The sequence below is a fragment of the Snodgrassella alvi genome, from assembly GCF_040741455.2.
Taxonomy (GTDB): Bacteria; Pseudomonadota; Gammaproteobacteria; order Burkholderiales; family Neisseriaceae; genus Snodgrassella; species Snodgrassella alvi_E.
In genome coordinates this window covers 2,127,301-2,143,729 of the sequence record NZ_CP160328.2, presented here as the reverse complement: position 1 = coordinate 2,143,729, position 16,429 = coordinate 2,127,301, and the positions used below count along the sequence as shown (strand labels likewise).

Genomic DNA, 16,429 nt, shown 5'->3' with positions numbered 1-16,429 from the left:
GCAAAAGTCGCACCTGCTAAAAAACCTAACGATGTATACGCTTTGTACATATACATGGGTAGGGTTTCTGGCCGGGCGAGGTTTGCAAATGATGGTTGATTGGGATTAACAGGGTTGTGATAACCCTCAATACGCTTTGTATTATGGGTAAATTCTAACATATATTTTTTAGCTTATCTCTAACCTGATGTCTACTAACCAGTAGAGCCGGTTTTTGCAGGTATTTTTGGTCTTTTTTGGCTGAAAAGAACGGATATTTATGCTGATCGTACTTTTAACCAATCTGTGCGCATATTAATTGGATTGGGTTATATGTTAGAATTAATATGATTGATGTTAATTTTATTGGTTCAACCGGATTGGCTGTACCTGTTTTAATGGGGAATGATAATTATGTCCGAACTTTTGTATAAAAAACCGACTGACAGTGATGTATTGCTTTCGGTGGTCATGCATCCGGAAGATACCAATGCTAATAATACGATTTTCGGTGGCCGTATTCTGGCGCTGATGGATCAGGCGGCCTATGCCTGTGCCTGTAAGCATGCGCGCTGCGTAACAGTAACGGCAGCGATTAATACGGTGAATTTTCGTACGCCGATTTATGTGGGAGATCTGGTATCCATTAAGGCACGGGTAAATTATGTGGGAAAATCATCGATGATGATTGGTATCCGTGTGGAAGCGGAAAATCTGATTAACGGAGATATTCGCCACAGTAATTCTAGTTATTTCACTATGGTGGCGATTGATTCTGCTACCGGCAAGCCGCAAACTGTACCTGGGCTGATTTTGGAAACACCAAATGAGGTACGCCGTTTTGTGCGTTCGTATACGCGTAAAATTGAACAGCAGGAAAGTTTGAAAGAGTTTCAGGCCAAAGCTTTTCATTTAAGTAAAGACCATCTGGACTGGTGCCAAACTCAGAATGCGCGTTTAAATCCTGATTTATATAATGAAATAGGCTGATTTTTACTGGCCTGTGTTTTTTTGTTTTAGTCAAGGCTAAGCACAGGCCTTGTCTGTTTCAACGATAAGACAGGATGTGCCGTATATATGGTTTTCTGCCTACTGCTTGCATTGATGGCAAAATAAATATAGGGTGGACTTTGGTTGGGAATAATTTTTTACAAGTTACTATAGAATTAAAAAAAGCCGTCTTGTAATCAAGACGGCTTTTTTAGCAGCATAGCATGCTTATTTACGCAGACCCAGACGGCCAATCAGCTCGCGGTAGGTATCCGGTTTGGTACGACGGATATACGCCAGCAGACGACGACGGGAACTTACCATTTTCAATAGACCACGACGGCTGTGATGATCTTTAGGATTAGCTTTGAAGTGGCCGGTAAGGTCGTTAATACGGAAGGTCAGCAATGCGATTTGTACTTCAGAAGAACCAGTATCGCCTTCGGTACGCTGATAATCTTTTACGATTTGTGCTTTTTGTTCAACAGATAACATGTAATTCACTCTATTAAAAAAGCCTTTCGGCAGACAAGTTGGCCAAGCTAACAATGATGTCTGACAACGGCCAACTCCAGATAGGTATTTAGCTCTCTACATTGGTGCTCATCAGACGCAGTACTTTGAGACGGCTGCTGGCAGCCTGATACTGAACCAACCCGATGAAGCGTCCACTGGCGGCATAAATACGCAAGGGGCACATTGTGCCATAATTTTGTCCGGAATGCACGGCTATCCCGTGCTGCAATTGCAAAATTTCTTTATCGGTAAGTGTGGCTGCCGGTAAATGTTGTACCAGCACATCGCTGGGAAGCAGCCAATTATCACGTGCTGATTCATCCAGACTGCTGATAACGGCAAGGGTATGGGTCTGGTCGATACTAAACCCAGCGGTAGCGGTACGACGTAGTGCTGTCAGATGAGCCACTGTCCCCATATGCTGAGCTATATCTTCAGCTAGAGTGCGGATGTAGGTACCTTTGCTGCAGCGCACGTTGATAATCAGTGTAGGATAAGCAAACTCTACAATATCAATCTGATAAATGGTTACCTGCCGGCTTTTGCGTTCGATGGTGATGCCGGCGCGTGCGTATTCATATAATGGTTTGCCTTGATGTTTGATGGCCGAATACATGGGCGGTGTCTGGGTTATTTCACCACTGAAAGCAGCGATGGCAGACTGCACCTGTGCCAGTGTGATGTGGGTATCGGCTGTAGCCACAACTTCGCCTTCGGCATCGCCGGTACTGGTGGCGACGCCAAGCTGTAATGTCGCTGTGTAAGCTTTATCTGCATCAAGCAGATACTGGGCAAATTTAGTGGCCTCTCCAAAACATACCGGCAGTAGACCGGTGGCCAGCGGGTCGAGTACACCAGTGTGTCCGGCTTTGGCGGCACCATATAAAAAGCGCGCCCGCTGTAAAGCGCTGTTGCTGCTCATGCCTCTGTCTTTGTCCAGCAGCAGTACACCACTGAGAGCGCGTTTGCGTCGGCTGATATGTGTATTCATGATGATTCGTAGGGAGGAATTTGGTTTACTTTGTTCAGGCGCCTGCATCATAACACGGTTTCTGCGGCTGTCTGGTATGCGTATCTGTTGCCAAAAGGGATAAGTAGCGCTTACGCTTGAAAGGGCTAAATTTGCAAATTGATGTGTTGTCTTAATTCGTGGTTTGTTGCTGTTAGGCTGGTTTTAAGATGTTCTGGCTGATGCTGAAGCAGGATAAGAATTAGTATTAATCTATTATTTGAAATCTGCTATGAATTCTTAAACATATATTGTATCTGGCATTAATTTATTCTTACGCAAAGGCTTTGTTTAGAGTTACAATTATTTAAGTTTTACTGCTGGTATTGCAAGGGAGCATCTGTCAGAATCTCTGCCAGAGAATTTATACGTTAGTCCTGATTCAGGCGGCAATTAGTCGGTGTAAAAGGGAAATTCACCCTGTTAATTAATTTGATTGTCATTTTCATTCAGGACGATGCTGACGCTGGTATTGATTCTATTTGGTGATTGATTTTTTAGGTTCTACCGGTCTAACTTCTGACAACAGAAACTAACAGGCCAAACACTTCTTCTTTACTGAATGAAAAGGGTTCATTATGAAAGCAGCCGTAGTAACAAAAGACAAAAAAGTGGCCATTCAGGACAAAACTGTCCGTCCGCTGAAAGCCAATGAAGCATTGCTGAAAATGGAATGTTGCGGGGTTTGTCACACTGATTTGCATGTAAAAAATGCGGATTTTGGTGATGTGACCGGTGTGACGTTAGGACATGAAGGCATTGGTGTGGTTACTGCTGTCGGTGAAGATGTCACTTCGCTGAAAGTAGGCGATCGTGCCAGTGTGGCCTGGTTTTTTGAGGGCTGTGGACATTGCGAATACTGCAATAGTGGCCGTGAAACATTCTGTCGTGAAGTTAAAAACGCCGGCTATACTGTAGACGGTGGTATGGCAGAAGAATGTATCGTGGTAGCCGACTATGCAGTTAAGGTACCGGATGGTCTGAGTTCTGAAGCAGCCAGCAGTATTACCTGTGCCGGTGTGACCACTTACAAGGCTATTAAAGTATCTCATATTCAACCTGGCCAGTGGATTGCGATTTATGGTTTAGGCGGTCTGGGCAATCTGGCTTTGCAATATGCTAAGAATGTATTTAATGCCAAAGTGATTGCTATTGATGTGAATGAAAAACAACTTGAATTGGCACGCGAAATGGGTGCGGATATGACCCTGAATCCGGCTAAGGAAAAAGTTGAAGATATCATTCAGGAAAAAGTAGGCGGTGCTTATGCTGCGGTGGTGACTGCTGTGGCTAAATCTGCGTTTAATTCAGCCGTTGCTGCTGTACGCGCTGGCGGACGCATTGTGGCAGTAGCTCTGCCTGTAGACACAATGGATTTGAATATTCCGCGCCTTGTTCTTGATGGTATTGAGGTAGTAGGCTCACTGGTGGGTACTCGTGAAGACTTGCGTGAAGCATTCCAGTTTGGTGCTGAAGGCAAAGTAGTACCAAAAGTAACCATGCGTCCGCTGGAAGACATTAATGATATTTTTGATGAAATGGCCGCAGGTAAGTTTACCGGCCGAATGGTAATTGATTTCAAAAATGCCTGATTAAGACAAAGTGATAAAAAAGCCATAGTTTGACTATGGCTTTTTTTGTTGTCGAATGAGCAAAATTAACAGGCTTCGCCAACTTGCACTCCGTTTAGGATATCTTGCGCGGAAGCGAGGCTAGCAACCAGTTGTTGCGCTGACTGAAATTCTGGCATCTGCATGATGGCTTTGTAATCTGCCACCTTCCCTTTACCGGCAATCATTTGCCAGCGCTGTGCCAGCCGGCTATTTTCTGGCCACTGAAAATCGTTTAACAAAGTATCTACCCAATCTGGTTTGTTGCAGACCAGTGCGATATCACAGCCGGCAGCAAAAGCATGAGCTGCACGCTGGCGAATATCTCCTGCAATGCTGGCACCCTCCATGGTTAAATCATCTGAAAAAATCACACCATCAAAGTGCATTTTGTCTCTTAGCACACCTTGCAGCCAGAGTGTGGAAAAACCAGCCGGTTCGGTAGGGTCAACTTTAGGATAAACCACGTGTGCCGGCATCAGTGCCGGCATGCCATGATGAATCAAATCGTTAAACGGCTGAATATCATCCGCCCATAATTCATCCCAGTTACGGTTGTCCTGAGGAAGAGTCAAATGGCTATCTCCGCTGGCGGCACCGTGTCCGGGAAAATGTTTGCCGCAAGTAGCCATGCCACCACGGGCCAGACCACGCTGTAAAGCAAGTGCCAGAAAGCTGACAACAGCTGGTTGCTGATGAAAGCTGCGGTTACCAATCACTGCACATTCACCCCAGTCTAGATCCAATACCGGTGTAAATGATAAATCGATACCACAAGCACGTAATTCTGTGGACAGTACCCAGCCTACTGTTTCAGCCATTTTATCAGCCATGGCCGCGCCATGCTGTTCCCAGCACTGCCCCAGTGTCCGCATCGCCGGTAAACGAGTAAATTCCGGAATAAAACGCTGTACCCGCCCCCCTTCATGGTCAACTGCAACGATGAGCTCGGGTGTACGTAGGGCTTTAATTTCGGCTACAAGTGCAGTGAGCTGTGCACGAGACTGATAATTACGCCGGAATAGAATCACGCCACCAATGGCGGGATGGCTTAAACGTCTGCGTTCTACTTCGCTCAGATGAAAAGCTTCCACATCGGCCATAATCGGGCCGCGTGCTGTTACCGGAGGTTGTGCTGACAACATAGAATGATTCCAGAACCTTTAATAATTGAATTAGTAGCTTGAACAAAATTTAAAATGATGGGACAACATGATGAATCCGGTCTGAACACAAAAGTCAGTCGATAGATTAATTTACGCCTGTATACACATTGAATTGACAAGACGGTTTACCCCGCCAAATATTTTTAGTGTACTTTTAGGGCAGTATCAAAGCGATATACAAAGTATTATTGGCTCGCCGGATGAGTAAAGGGACACTTTTTCCGCTTTCCTGTACTGCCTGCTCGAAATCCTTCTCATTGTGTACCAATTTTGAACCAACAGCGACAATGACATCCCCGCGACGTAAATCAACCTGTGCAGCTAATTTTCTAACATCTTCAATCACCAGCCCTTTACTGCTTGCACGCAGCTCCAGACCAAGGTGTTGTTCTAAAAAATTATCACCGTCAGTAGGCATAATGTCGCTGGCTGCACTAGATGGAGCACTGATGGCTGGTGACATATTATCCAGTGTTACCTTAATATCCTGTTTTCGGCCTTTACGCCATATCCCGAGAATAATTTGTTTTCCAGGCGGCAGCAGTCCGACTCTGACCGGTAAATCACTGGAGGTTTCCAGTTCTTCTCCATTAACACTTTCAACAATGTCACCGGGTTGCAGACCTGATCTGGCTGCTGGTCCGCCGGCTACTACCTGTGTAATCAGCGCGCCATTAGCCTTATTGAGCCCAAAAGATTTGGCCAGATTGTAGTTCACTTCCTGAATAACCACACCCAGACGTCCGCGCTGTACTTTACCGGTGGTTTTTAGCTGTTCAGCCACATTCATGGCTACATCTATCGGAATGGCAAAAGAGATGCCCATAAAGCCGCCACTACGACTGTATATCTGGGAATTGATGCCAACTACCTGACCTTTTAGGTTAAATAGGGGACCACCTGAATTGCCCGGATTAATGGCTACATCTGTTTGAATAAATGGGGTGTAGTTCTCTTCTGGCAGGCTACGCCCTTTGGCAGAAACGATACCGGCAGTGACACTGTTGTCAAAACCGAATGGTGCACCAATAGCCGCTACCCACTCTCCAACTTTCAATTCTTTCGGATTGCCAGGCTGCACAACTGGCAAATTATCCGCATTGATTTTCAATAAAGCCACGTCAGACTGAGGATCTGCACCAATCAATTTTGCCTGAAATTCCCGTTTATCGTTTAGCAAAACTTTAATGTTGTTCATGCCATTGACAACATGTGTATTGGTGAGAATATAGCCATCCTTACTAATGAAAAAACCTGAGCCGAAATTGTATTCATCATCATTTGTCTGCGGCGTCTGAGGCACATTAGGTAACAGATGTTTGAAATATTCGTAAAACGGGTCATTATCGGGCAGCGTATCGGAGCTGCTTTCAATGTCACCGTCAAGGCTGCGGTTATCTCGGGTGGCCTGTATGTTTACCACGGCGGGACCCTGCTGGTCTACCAGCCGAGTAAAATCAGGCAACAGCATGGCTACCTGATTGCTGTTACCATCAGTGCCGGCAGGTATTTCTTTTACAAAACCCTGATTGGCTGTTTTGCCAAACCAGTGTTCCAGCCGGTCACACCCAGCTGCCGCCAACAACGCTGACAAAATTGCCGTCAACATATATTTGCGATTTATCCGCATCAACTTCCCTATCTTGTTTGTTTTCTTACACAAGCGGTGATCAATAATATTGTAACGAAAAGAGGCGTAAAGTTACTTAATCAGACAGTTAAAGTTGCCTTCGCCGGATATTCGCATAAATCATTTATCAAACAGCGTTCGCAGTCAGGTTTACGTGCTTTACATATGTAACGGCCATGTAAAATAAGCCAGTGGTGGGCATTCAAACGATACTGTTTCGGCACCACTTTCATTAATTTATCTTCTACTTCGCGTACGGTTTTGCCTGGAGCCAAACCGGTCCGGTTACACACACGAAAAATATGCGTGTCTACAGCAATGGTCGGCTGGCCAAATGCGGTATTCAGCACCACATTGGCTGTTTTACGACCTACACCAGGTAAAGCTTCTAGCTGATCTCGTGTCTGCGGTACTTCGCCGTCATATTGCTCAACCAGAATTGCGCAGGTTTCCATCACATGTTTGGCTTTGGTTTTATATAAGCCTATGGTGCGAATACAGTCCATTAGCTTACTTTGCCCCAGCGCCAGCATGCTCTGAGCGGTGGGTGCCAGCTTAAAAAGCTGCACGGTACATTTGTTAACAGATACATCGGTGGCCTGTGCCGACAGCATAACGGCGATTAATAATTCAAATGGGGTATGATATTGCAGCTCTGTGGTCGGATGCGGACAGGCGGCCTGCAAACGACTGAATATTTCCTCGCGTTTATGTGCATTCATGAAGTTGTTCTATTAGCGGTTTTCTGTTGCTGGCGAAACTGCCAAGGTGCAATAGCACGTGCATTGTGCCACAGACCGAGCCGTTTTTGGCGTGCCTGAAGCTGGGCTTGCTGATAGCGGCTAAAACTCAGCCGATCCTGCTGTTTTTTTGCAATAGAATCGTAATGCCATGCATAGCCTTGCTGTACCATCCATAAATTCATGTCTTCATTGCTCAGCATTATCTGCCCTACTTCGCGCTGATATTGGTCGATAGCCACAACATTCACAGCGACTGATTTACCTTCAATACGCGTTTTTAAAGCATCTCTACTGGCAATGCCATAGGCCTGTTTGATTTCAGGCGCATCAATACTGGCCAGTCGAATTTTGTGCATATAGCCGTTATTATCTTTAACATGGATGGTATCCCCGTCATGTACGCTGTCAACCTGTCCTGTGTAACGTCCTTTGCTCGCCGGTGCATACTTTCTGCCTTTGGCAACGTGCGGCCGACCATTGAAAATATCTTGTACGGAACGCAGAATACTATCTGCTTTCTGTATCTGGTTTTGCAATGGCGCAATTATACTGTCTGGCAACCAAACTTTAGCCAGCGTCAGTACCATCGCCAGCCAGATTAAAATTTTACGCCATTTGCTTACTGCTTTTTGTCTGTTCTGCATTTACCTCTAAAATCACCCCTCAAAAAACCCTACTGTAAGTATCTCAGACTGACAGACATAAAAATCGCCATTAAAACAATGGCAGCCAGCTGCTGGTATTGATAATAGCTGGCTGCACAGAAACAAGTGCAAATATGTTTGTTCACCTCTGCCGCAACTGATTCAGACTTTGGCTGTTAACACCTGAACGCCACTCTGGCAACCCAGCAGCAGCAAATCAGCAGGATGGTGGGTAAACAAACCGTTTTCGACCACACCTGGTATGCCGTTAATAGCATCTTCCAGTTTTATTGGTTCGCTGATATTCAAATTGGCAACGTCAAGAATCTGGTTACCGTTATCAGTTGTAAAGCCTAGACGTAATTCCGGTTCACCGCCGAATTTCAGTAGCCGGCGCGCCACCAGTGAACGGGCATTTGGCATCACTTCCACTGGTACAGGCACATGACCAAGGCGACTAGTATATTTACTTTCGTCGGCAATACAGATAAATTTTTCTGCTGCACTGGCGACAATCTTCTCATTCAACAAAGCGCCACCGCCACCTTTAATCATTTGTAATAAATGATTGATTTCATCGGCTCCATCGATGTATAACGGCAGGCCGTTCACTTCATTCAATGTGACTTCAGGAATACCAAAGCTCTTCAGAGCCGCACTAGTCTGGGCAGATGTGGACACCGCACCTTTGATTCTTTTTCTGCTTTGCGCCAATGCCTCAATAAAAAAACGTACAGTTGATCCGGTGCCGATGCCCAGATATTCGTTTTCCTGCACATATTCAACCGCTTTTTCTGCGGCCTGACGCTTGAGTTCATCTTGTGCTGCCATACTACTGCTCCTTGTTTATCCTAAATAGATGACAAATTAGTTTGTCTGTATCAAAAAATTATAGCTCAAGCCTGCATTGGATTAAACCGCTGTAAGCAGAACAACTGCCTGTGCCTCAATTGCTTCTTGTCGCCCTAAATAACCAAGTTTTTCATTGGTTTTGCCTTTGATATTAACGGCATCAACCGGCAAATTCAGTACAGCGGCTATATTTTGCCGCATTTGGTCGATGTAAGGGCGCAGTTTAGGCTGCTGGGCAATCACAGTACTGTCTACATTGACTACTTTCCAGCCTGCCGCCTGCACTTGAGCATAAGCCCCGCGTAACAACTCGCGGCTGTCTGCATCTTTATTCACAGCAGCAGTATCTGGATAAAGTTTGCCAATATCACCCAACGCAGCAGCACCTAACAAAGCATCGGTAATCGCATGCAGCAGGGCATCGGCATCTGAATGTCCAAGCAATCCTTTATCAAAAGGGATGGAAACTCCGCCTAATATCAGCGGCCGGCCGGCTACCAACTGATGCACGTCATAGCCCTGCCCGATTCTGATAGATTTCATTCAATGTTATCCTGCTGTAAGAAATAAGTAGCCAGTAAAGCATCTTGTGCACTGGTTAATTTTAGGTTCCGGATATCTCCTGCCACCAGCAGCGGTGCAAGCCCCATGGCTTCTACAGCGGAAGATTCATCAGTTATTACGTCTAAATCTGCCTGATCCAGTGCTGCAGCCAGCATACCTGCACGAAACATCTGCGGCGTCTGAGCCTGCCATAAACCTGCTCTGTTGACCGTCCTGCTGACCTGCTGTGCCGGGTCTGCCTGCTTCAATGTATCAGCCACCGGCAGTGCTGATAATCCGCCCACCGGATGATGCTGTACTGCCTTTATTAGGCGTTCAACTGATTCTGTACTAACACAGCAGCGGGCGGCATCATGTACCAGCAGCCAGTCTGTATCCAGAACGGCATAGTGCTGCTGGGCCAGTCTGATGCCATTGCGCACTGTTTGCGCTCGCGTGTCTCCACCACAGCGCAGAATAGCGATATTGGGAGGTAAAGCAGCAGATGGATATATGGTATCGATGTACTCATCCTGTGACGACACGACAATGAACACTAAATCAATTGCTGGTATTCCGGCTAATCGTGTGACAGTATGTTCGAGCACCGTTCGCCCTACTAGACGGACATACTGTTTCGGGCACTCTGCACCAAAGCGTGCGCCGACACCTGCAGCCGGAATCAGCGCAATACGCCGGCTCATGCAGATTTATCCTCTTGTTGCTGCTGCCACTGCCGCCACGCACATGGTGCACCGACAATTTTATCCAGCGTTTGTAAATATGCTTCGTGTTCCGCCATATCTTCTGCATTGGGTTTGATGACAGGAAGAGCTGTATGTTGTATCTGATATTGGCCACCACCCGCAATACTGGTATCGGTATTACCTGCCATCAGCTCATCCACCAAGCTAAACTGGCTGCGGGTCATGGCCAAATAAACTTCACCAAGCAACTCGCAGTCTATCAGCGCACCGTGCAGTACGCGCTTGCTGCGATCCACTTCCAGACGGGTACACAGAGCATCGAGTGAATTTTTCTGTCCCGGGTATCTTTCGCGCGCCATTTGCAGAGTATCGGTGATTTTCTCAGTAATGGTTCTGGTAGCGGGCATATTAAGTTTTTTAAATTCCATATCCAGAAAGCTTTCGTCAAAGCCCGCATTATGGATAATGAGTTCTGCTCCGCTGATATAATCAGCTATTTGCTGGGCAACTTCGGCAAAGACTGGAGCTTTCATCTCATGCAGTTTTTCCAATGTGATGCCATGAACTGCCACTGCTTCTTCGGGTATATCACGCTCAGGATTAATATAAAGATGCAGATTATTGCCGGTAAGCCGCCGGTCTATCATTTCTACTCCGGCAAATTCAATCAATCTGTCGCCATTACTGGCAGACAGGCCGGTAGTTTCAGTATCGAGAATAATTTGACGCATGCTAATGCTTTAAGCGGCAGAATACCGCAGATTTAAAATAACAATAATACTAAAAAATCCCATTACACGCACAATGCAATTGGCAACCAAGGTATGTTTTCTATTGAGTACAGCGATTGATTTTAATTTCTGAGCGATTCCTAGACAGAAAGGTCTCTAACCTGTTGCCAAGACCTTAAAATCAGATTTCAACCAGCTTTTTGCCCTTTTAGACAATAGACCACAAAGAAATGACTATTTTTATTTTAAATAAAAACAAATATTTAATAAAATATACTAATTATTTTTAGAAATAAAAATAATTATCATTTGCAATTGTAAAACAATTTGTTTATGATGCCCCTATGTTCACGCAACAAAACAAATTTTTCCAAATAAAGTACTGATTTATTTGAATATCCAAACTGATTTACATATAAATTGCTGCTTGCGCAACGATTTATATTGGAAGTTAACTATTGGTAGTGGTTTGTGTTCCTTTTTGCGCCCCTTTTTTAGGGGCGATTTTTTTGCCAGTATCAGGTTCTTCTGAGCAAATTAAGCCAGATCAGCTAAGAATAATCTGCCGCAACATCGTCAGATAATTCACATTATCGCGGCTGATAACGTCCGGCCATGGCTTGATATATCAGATTTTCATTTTGTAAAACGTTGTAGCGGCTGTTCAGGACATTCTGTGCAGAAGAATATTGCGTATTCAGCGCATCCAACCAGTCACTGAGCGGATTGGTACCATACTGATAGCGTGCATGGTAGTACCGGCTGTTTTTTATATCAAACTGATATTTTTGTTCGGAATTGGCTAAGGTATGACGACTAAGGGTGTATTGCTGATAATATCGTTCTACCTCATTTAGTGCCGTTGTCAGTGACTGCTCAAATGTCAGTCTAGCGCTGTCAAAATCAGCTTTGGCTTGCTTATTTTGCCAATATAAGGTCTGCCAGTCGAGAAATGGCAGGTTGACGTTAACACTGGCCGTACCAACAGGAAAACGCAAGGCAGAGTTTGCCGAATCTGAACGAGAATTTACTGCCGTACTGAGGCTGATGCCTGGATACCAGCTACGGCGAGTACCTTGCTGGGTGGCATAGGCAGACTGTAGGCGATATTCCGCCGCGCGTAGATCTGGACGATTGGCGAGAACGGATAAAGGTACATCCAGATTCACTTCACTGAATTTAATCTGATTCAAAGGTGTTGGCTGGATATCCGTTGTTTCATTTGGTCGTTGATTAAGTAAATTGTGCAGCGTCTGCACTACGTCGGCACGATTTTGTTGCAGAGAAGTCAGGCTGTTTTCTGCATTCAGTAGAGATTGTTTGGCATTAGTAGCATTAATACTGCTCACTTTACCCACCGCATACTGTGCCTGCGAGATGCGAGCAATCTGACGGTATTGCTCGATGCTGTCCTTAGTCAGGCTGATGGCGCCATCGATATAGGCCAAATGAAAATAATTATCCACTACACTGTTTATTAGTGCTAAACGGCTGGCGGCCATATCCTGCTCGCTGGCCTGATAGCGCCAGATAGCGGCATTGGTATTAGCACGGATTTTTTGCCACACATCCAGCTCATAGCTCAGTCCCAGCTGGCCGCTAAAGCTACGGCTGGATGCCCCGCCCTCTTTCAGGTCTTTACTGCTACTGGCACCAAGGGAACCATTGGCTTTAGGAAATAAATCCGTGCCCGTCAGCCGCGCAGTGTAGCGCGCTTTTTCAGCGGTTATAGCAGCCTGCCGTAAATCAATATTATTTGCCAGTGCTGTAGTAACCAGCTGATTCAATGTAGCATCTTGATAAATTTCCCACCAGTTGCCGTTTACCTGATACTTTGCGGCAATTTCAGCACTGCTGAGCATACCGGCCCGATATAGGCTCTGCTGCGGATAAGGTGTCTGAGTAGCGCAGGCATTCAGCAACACACTTAAACCTACAATTAAAGCTGCGGTGCTTTTTTTCACAGAAATATTTTTCATCATGATTGATTTTATCTTCTTGGCAGCAGCCATTAATACATTCATTTAATTACTACTGCCTACCTCTTTCCGCTACAGAATACTGGACTGGTAATTGGCTTAATCTCGCGACAGGGCATCTATCGGATTTAGCTGTGAAGCACGTTTTGCCGGCATAAACCCGAATAACACACCTATGAAGCTGGAACACAAAACCGCCATCACAATCGAAATGGTTGAGAATGACATGGCAAAATCGGTGGCCAGCATGTTAAACAACATACTGATGGCAAAAGAAAACAACACACCTACCAGCCCACCAATCAAACAAATCAGTACAGCCTCTATCAGAAACTGCTCCAGAATATTGTGCTGACGTGCGCCTATGGCCATACGGATACCAATTTCCTTCACTCGTTCTGTTACCGATACCAGCATGATATTCATCACACCGATACCGCCCACCACCAGTGAAATCAAAGCAATACTGGATATCAGCATTGTCATGGTACCGGTAGTACTTTCAATAGTCTGCTTGATGGTGTCGCTATTGCGGGTAAAAAAATCTTCAGTACCGTGGCGGGTTTTAAGTAATTCAATAATGCCCTTTTCCGCAGTCTGGGAATTTACATTGTCTTTGATTTTTACGGTAACAGATGTAATGTATTTAGAACCAGAAATGCGGTTCATCAAGGTGGTATACGGCGTATAAAGCTGTAAACTGTCGGTATCAGCAAATCCATTATTATTAGGTGCAGCTACGCCAATGATGCGCAAAGGGCGCTTATTAAACAAAATTACCTCACCCAACGGATTACTGCCGTCTGCGAAGAGTTTATTTTTGGTGTTGTCATCAATCACCACTACCTGACTGTTTTGGCTAACATCATCTTCATTAAACAGGCGGCCAAAAGCAAGTTTGATACCGCGTACATCAAAGTACTGATCTCCCACCCCATAGAGCTGGGCGGAAAGAGACTGATTTTCATAGGTGAGTGTGCCACTGGTGTTGGCACCAGGAGTAACACTGTCAACATAGTCCTGCTGTTTCAATGCTTCGGCATCGCCTACGGTCAACGTTTTAATCCGCGAAGAACGGCGATCGCCATAGCCATAACCTGGATAAACAGACACCGTATTGGTGCCCATGGCATTAATGTTTTCAAGAATTTTTTCTTGCGAACCACGTCCCAGTGCCACAACCGATACTACTGATGCAATACCGATAATGATACCGAGCATAGTAAGAAATGAGCGCATCTTATGCGCCATAATCGCCTGAATCGACATGCGAAACGATTCAAATAGTTGGTCACGGTAAAAAAGCCACGAGTTGCGCTCTTCGATACTTTCGATGCGACTTGTGGGAATATTCGGATTTTTGCTGTGGTCGGCAATAATGCGTCCGTCACGGATTTCTATTACGCGGTTGGCATTGGCTGCTATGCTTGGATCGTGGGTCACCATCACAATGGTATGGCCAGCGTCGTGGAGTTTATGCAGGATTTCCATGACGTTCTGTCCGCTGCCGGTATCGAGTGCACCGGTGGGCTCATCCGCCAGAATAATTTCCCCGCCGTTCATCAGAGCGCGTGCGATACTGACGCGCTGCTGCTGGCCACCAGATAGCTCATTAGGACGGTTGGCTTCTTTACCTGACAGGCCGAGCTGCGACAGTAATTCATCTGCCCGTTGCAGCCGTTCATCGTGTTCCATGCCCGCATATACGGCCGGTAGAGCCACATTTTCACGCGCAGTTAAGGTGCCTAGCAAGTTATAACGCTGAAAAATAAAGCCAAAACTGCGGCGACGCAGTGCAGCCTGCTCGTCTGCACTCATAGTGGCCGTTTCCACACCATCAATTTTGTAGGAACCACTGGAAGGCACATCCAGACAGCCGATGATGTTCATCAGTGTGGATTTACCAGAACCGGACTGGCCGATAATGGCAACAAAATCACCTTTTTCGATACTCAGGTTAATATCCTTGAGTACCTGAACACGGTTTTCACCCTGACCAAACCAGCGGTTAATACCTTTGATTTCCAATAGACTCATGGCTTACATTCTCGGGCCGCGCTTTTTCGGTTCGATGCTGACACCATCTTTAGCTTCAGCTTTGCTCAAAGAAGATAATACGACCTTTTCACCTTCTTTCAGCCCCGATTTCACTTCGGTCCGCATACCATCAGTGATGCCGGTGTGAATCTGTCTTTCCTGTACCTGCTGGTTATCATCGAGTACCTGAACAACTTTTTTGCCGCGACGATGTTTGATGGCCTGATTGGAAACGGTGAGTACATTTCTCACGGCTTTTACAAAAATATTGTTCTGTGTAGTCATGCCAATATGCAGAGCACCATCATCATTCGGTACCAGTGCACGGGCATAGTAATAGATGGCAGTATCGGTGGTATCGGTACTGGTGTTGTAGCTACCCTGTGACATAGTAGTCAGACCAGGGTCTACAGCATCCAATTTCGCCTGACGCATTTTGCTGTTATCGGCCAGCGTGGTGAATGTCAGATTCATTCCTGCCTTCACCTTGCTCATGTCACCTTCGGCAATCTGCATTTTATTCAGCATTTTGCTTAAGTCAGCTAACTGGACGATAGTTGGTGTGTTTTGGCTAGAATTGACGGTCTGTCCTTCTTCTACCGGAATGGAAACCACGGTACCGGCCATCGGCGCGGTAATGCGGGTATAGCCCAAATCTGCTTCTGAGGTATTGATAGCAATCTGAGTTTGGCGAATCTGAGATTTCAGCTCTGCCACATTGGCTCGGGCAGCAGCCAGATTATCCTGTGCATTATCATAATCCGCTTTGGAAGTTGCATCTTGTCCGATTAAAACTTGCTCACGTGCAAATGCACGCTGCTTCATTTTTAATGCGATTTCCGCCGATACCAACTGGGCACGATAAGTATCCAGCTTGGCTTTATTGGTATTCAGGGTATTCATCTGGGTGGTGGAATCAATATCGGCAATCAGGTCGCCTTTTTTTACCTGCTGTCCCAGTTTGACATACAACTTTTTAATCTGTCCTGAAGCTTGTGCACCCACATCCACCAGTTGAGCTGCGGCAATTTCACCGGTCGCATTCACTGTCTGGGTAATATCACTGCGGCGTACTTCATCAGTCACAAAATTCATCTGATTTTTGGGTTTGAAAAATAGGTTCCACAGGATTGCCGCTAGCAGCAACAAAACCAATAGCCATACTACCCTTTTAACCCATTTTTTTTTCATTTGCTTCATTATCCGTATCACACTTAAGTGTTTTTGCCCTTTTTAATATACCAGCGGCAAAAGATTAAGATTGTAAAGGATGAAAACCATTCTCATCAATAT

The 16,429-nt window shown here is 45.6% G+C and carries 15 protein-coding genes; 2 read left to right on the top strand and 13 right to left on the bottom strand.

Annotation, left to right across the window (positions count from 1 at the left end; all coding sequences use genetic code 11):
• Positions 1–393 precede the first annotated feature (393 nt).
• Entirely contained in the window at positions 394–969 is a 576-nt protein-coding gene (locus ABU615_RS09600; RefSeq protein WP_180295869.1) for an acyl-CoA thioesterase, read from the top strand.
• 228 nt (positions 970–1,197) lie between these two features.
• On the opposite strand, the gene rpsO is transcribed toward ABU615_RS09600, so the two are convergent.
• Positions 1,198–1,464, bottom strand: a complete 267-nt coding sequence (gene rpsO / locus ABU615_RS09595) for a 30S ribosomal protein S15 (protein WP_100139845.1) — start codon at positions 1,462–1,464, stop codon at positions 1,198–1,200.
• An 88-nt stretch (positions 1,465–1,552) separates the two neighbouring features.
• Positions 1,553–2,476 (bottom strand): tRNA pseudouridine(55) synthase TruB, encoded by a 924-nt coding sequence (gene truB, locus ABU615_RS09590; protein WP_367490572.1) that lies wholly within the window; start codon positions 2,474–2,476, stop codon positions 1,553–1,555.
• A 596-nt stretch (positions 2,477–3,072) separates the two neighbouring features.
• Here truB and adhP point away from each other — a divergent pair.
• Positions 3,073–4,086: an alcohol dehydrogenase AdhP gene (gene adhP / locus ABU615_RS09585; RefSeq protein ID WP_370388910.1), complete on the top strand. Its 1,014-nt coding sequence runs from the start codon at positions 3,073–3,075 to the stop codon at positions 4,084–4,086.
• A 65-nt stretch (positions 4,087–4,151) separates the two neighbouring features.
• Here the strand turns inward: adhP and nagZ are convergent, their stop codons facing one another.
• The 11 genes from nagZ to ABU615_RS09530 form a co-directional block, all read right to left on the bottom strand.
• Complete coding sequence (nagZ, locus tag ABU615_RS09580) at positions 4,152–5,249, bottom strand: beta-N-acetylhexosaminidase (RefSeq protein WP_370388909.1); 1,098 nt, start codon at positions 5,247–5,249, stop codon at positions 4,152–4,154.
• A 175-nt stretch (positions 5,250–5,424) separates the two neighbouring features.
• Positions 5,425–6,900 carry a DegQ family serine endoprotease gene (locus tag ABU615_RS09575; RefSeq protein WP_370388908.1) on the bottom strand — a complete coding sequence of 492 codons (1,476 nt, stop codon included), beginning with the start codon at positions 6,898–6,900 and terminating at the stop codon, positions 5,425–5,427.
• Positions 6,901–6,980: 80 nt separating this feature from the next.
• Positions 6,981–7,622: an endonuclease III gene (gene nth / locus ABU615_RS09570; RefSeq protein WP_367489051.1), complete on the bottom strand. Its 642-nt coding sequence runs from the start codon at positions 7,620–7,622 to the stop codon at positions 6,981–6,983.
• Complete coding sequence (locus tag ABU615_RS09565; RefSeq protein WP_367413066.1) at positions 7,619–8,287, bottom strand: thermonuclease family protein; 669 nt, start codon at positions 8,285–8,287, stop codon at positions 7,619–7,621. Before ABU615_RS09565 ends, nth begins: the two co-directional genes overlap by 4 nt.
• A 162-nt stretch (positions 8,288–8,449) precedes the next feature.
• Positions 8,450–9,118 carry a ribose-5-phosphate isomerase RpiA gene (gene rpiA, locus ABU615_RS09560; RefSeq protein WP_100139840.1) on the bottom strand — a complete coding sequence of 223 codons (669 nt, stop codon included), beginning with the start codon at positions 9,116–9,118 and terminating at the stop codon, positions 8,450–8,452.
• An 81-nt stretch (positions 9,119–9,199) separates the two neighbouring features.
• On the bottom strand, positions 9,200–9,682 hold the full coding sequence (gene ispF, locus ABU615_RS09555; RefSeq protein WP_367489059.1) for a 2-C-methyl-D-erythritol 2,4-cyclodiphosphate synthase: 483 nt from the start codon (positions 9,680–9,682) through the stop codon (positions 9,200–9,202).
• Positions 9,679–10,386, bottom strand: coding sequence for a 2-C-methyl-D-erythritol 4-phosphate cytidylyltransferase (gene ispD, locus ABU615_RS09550; protein WP_370388907.1), 708 nt, complete (start codon positions 10,384–10,386; stop codon positions 9,679–9,681). The genes ispF and ispD overlap by 4 nt, the downstream gene beginning before the upstream one ends.
• Positions 10,383–11,120, bottom strand: coding sequence for a DNA polymerase III subunit epsilon (gene dnaQ, locus ABU615_RS09545; RefSeq protein ID WP_367489062.1), 738 nt, complete (start codon positions 11,118–11,120; stop codon positions 10,383–10,385). The genes ispD and dnaQ overlap by 4 nt, the downstream gene beginning before the upstream one ends.
• A gap of 590 nt (positions 11,121–11,710) precedes the next feature.
• Entirely contained in the window at positions 11,711–13,102 is a 1,392-nt protein-coding gene (locus ABU615_RS09540; protein WP_370388906.1) for a TolC family protein, read from the bottom strand.
• A gap of 96 nt (positions 13,103–13,198) precedes the next feature.
• Complete coding sequence (locus ABU615_RS09535; protein WP_370388905.1) at positions 13,199–15,136, bottom strand: MacB family efflux pump subunit; 1,938 nt, start codon at positions 15,134–15,136, stop codon at positions 13,199–13,201.
• A gap of 3 nt (positions 15,137–15,139) precedes the next feature.
• Entirely contained in the window at positions 15,140–16,336 is a 1,197-nt protein-coding gene (locus ABU615_RS09530) for an efflux RND transporter periplasmic adaptor subunit (protein ID WP_370388904.1), read from the bottom strand.
• Between the last annotated feature and the right edge of the window lie 93 nt (positions 16,337–16,429).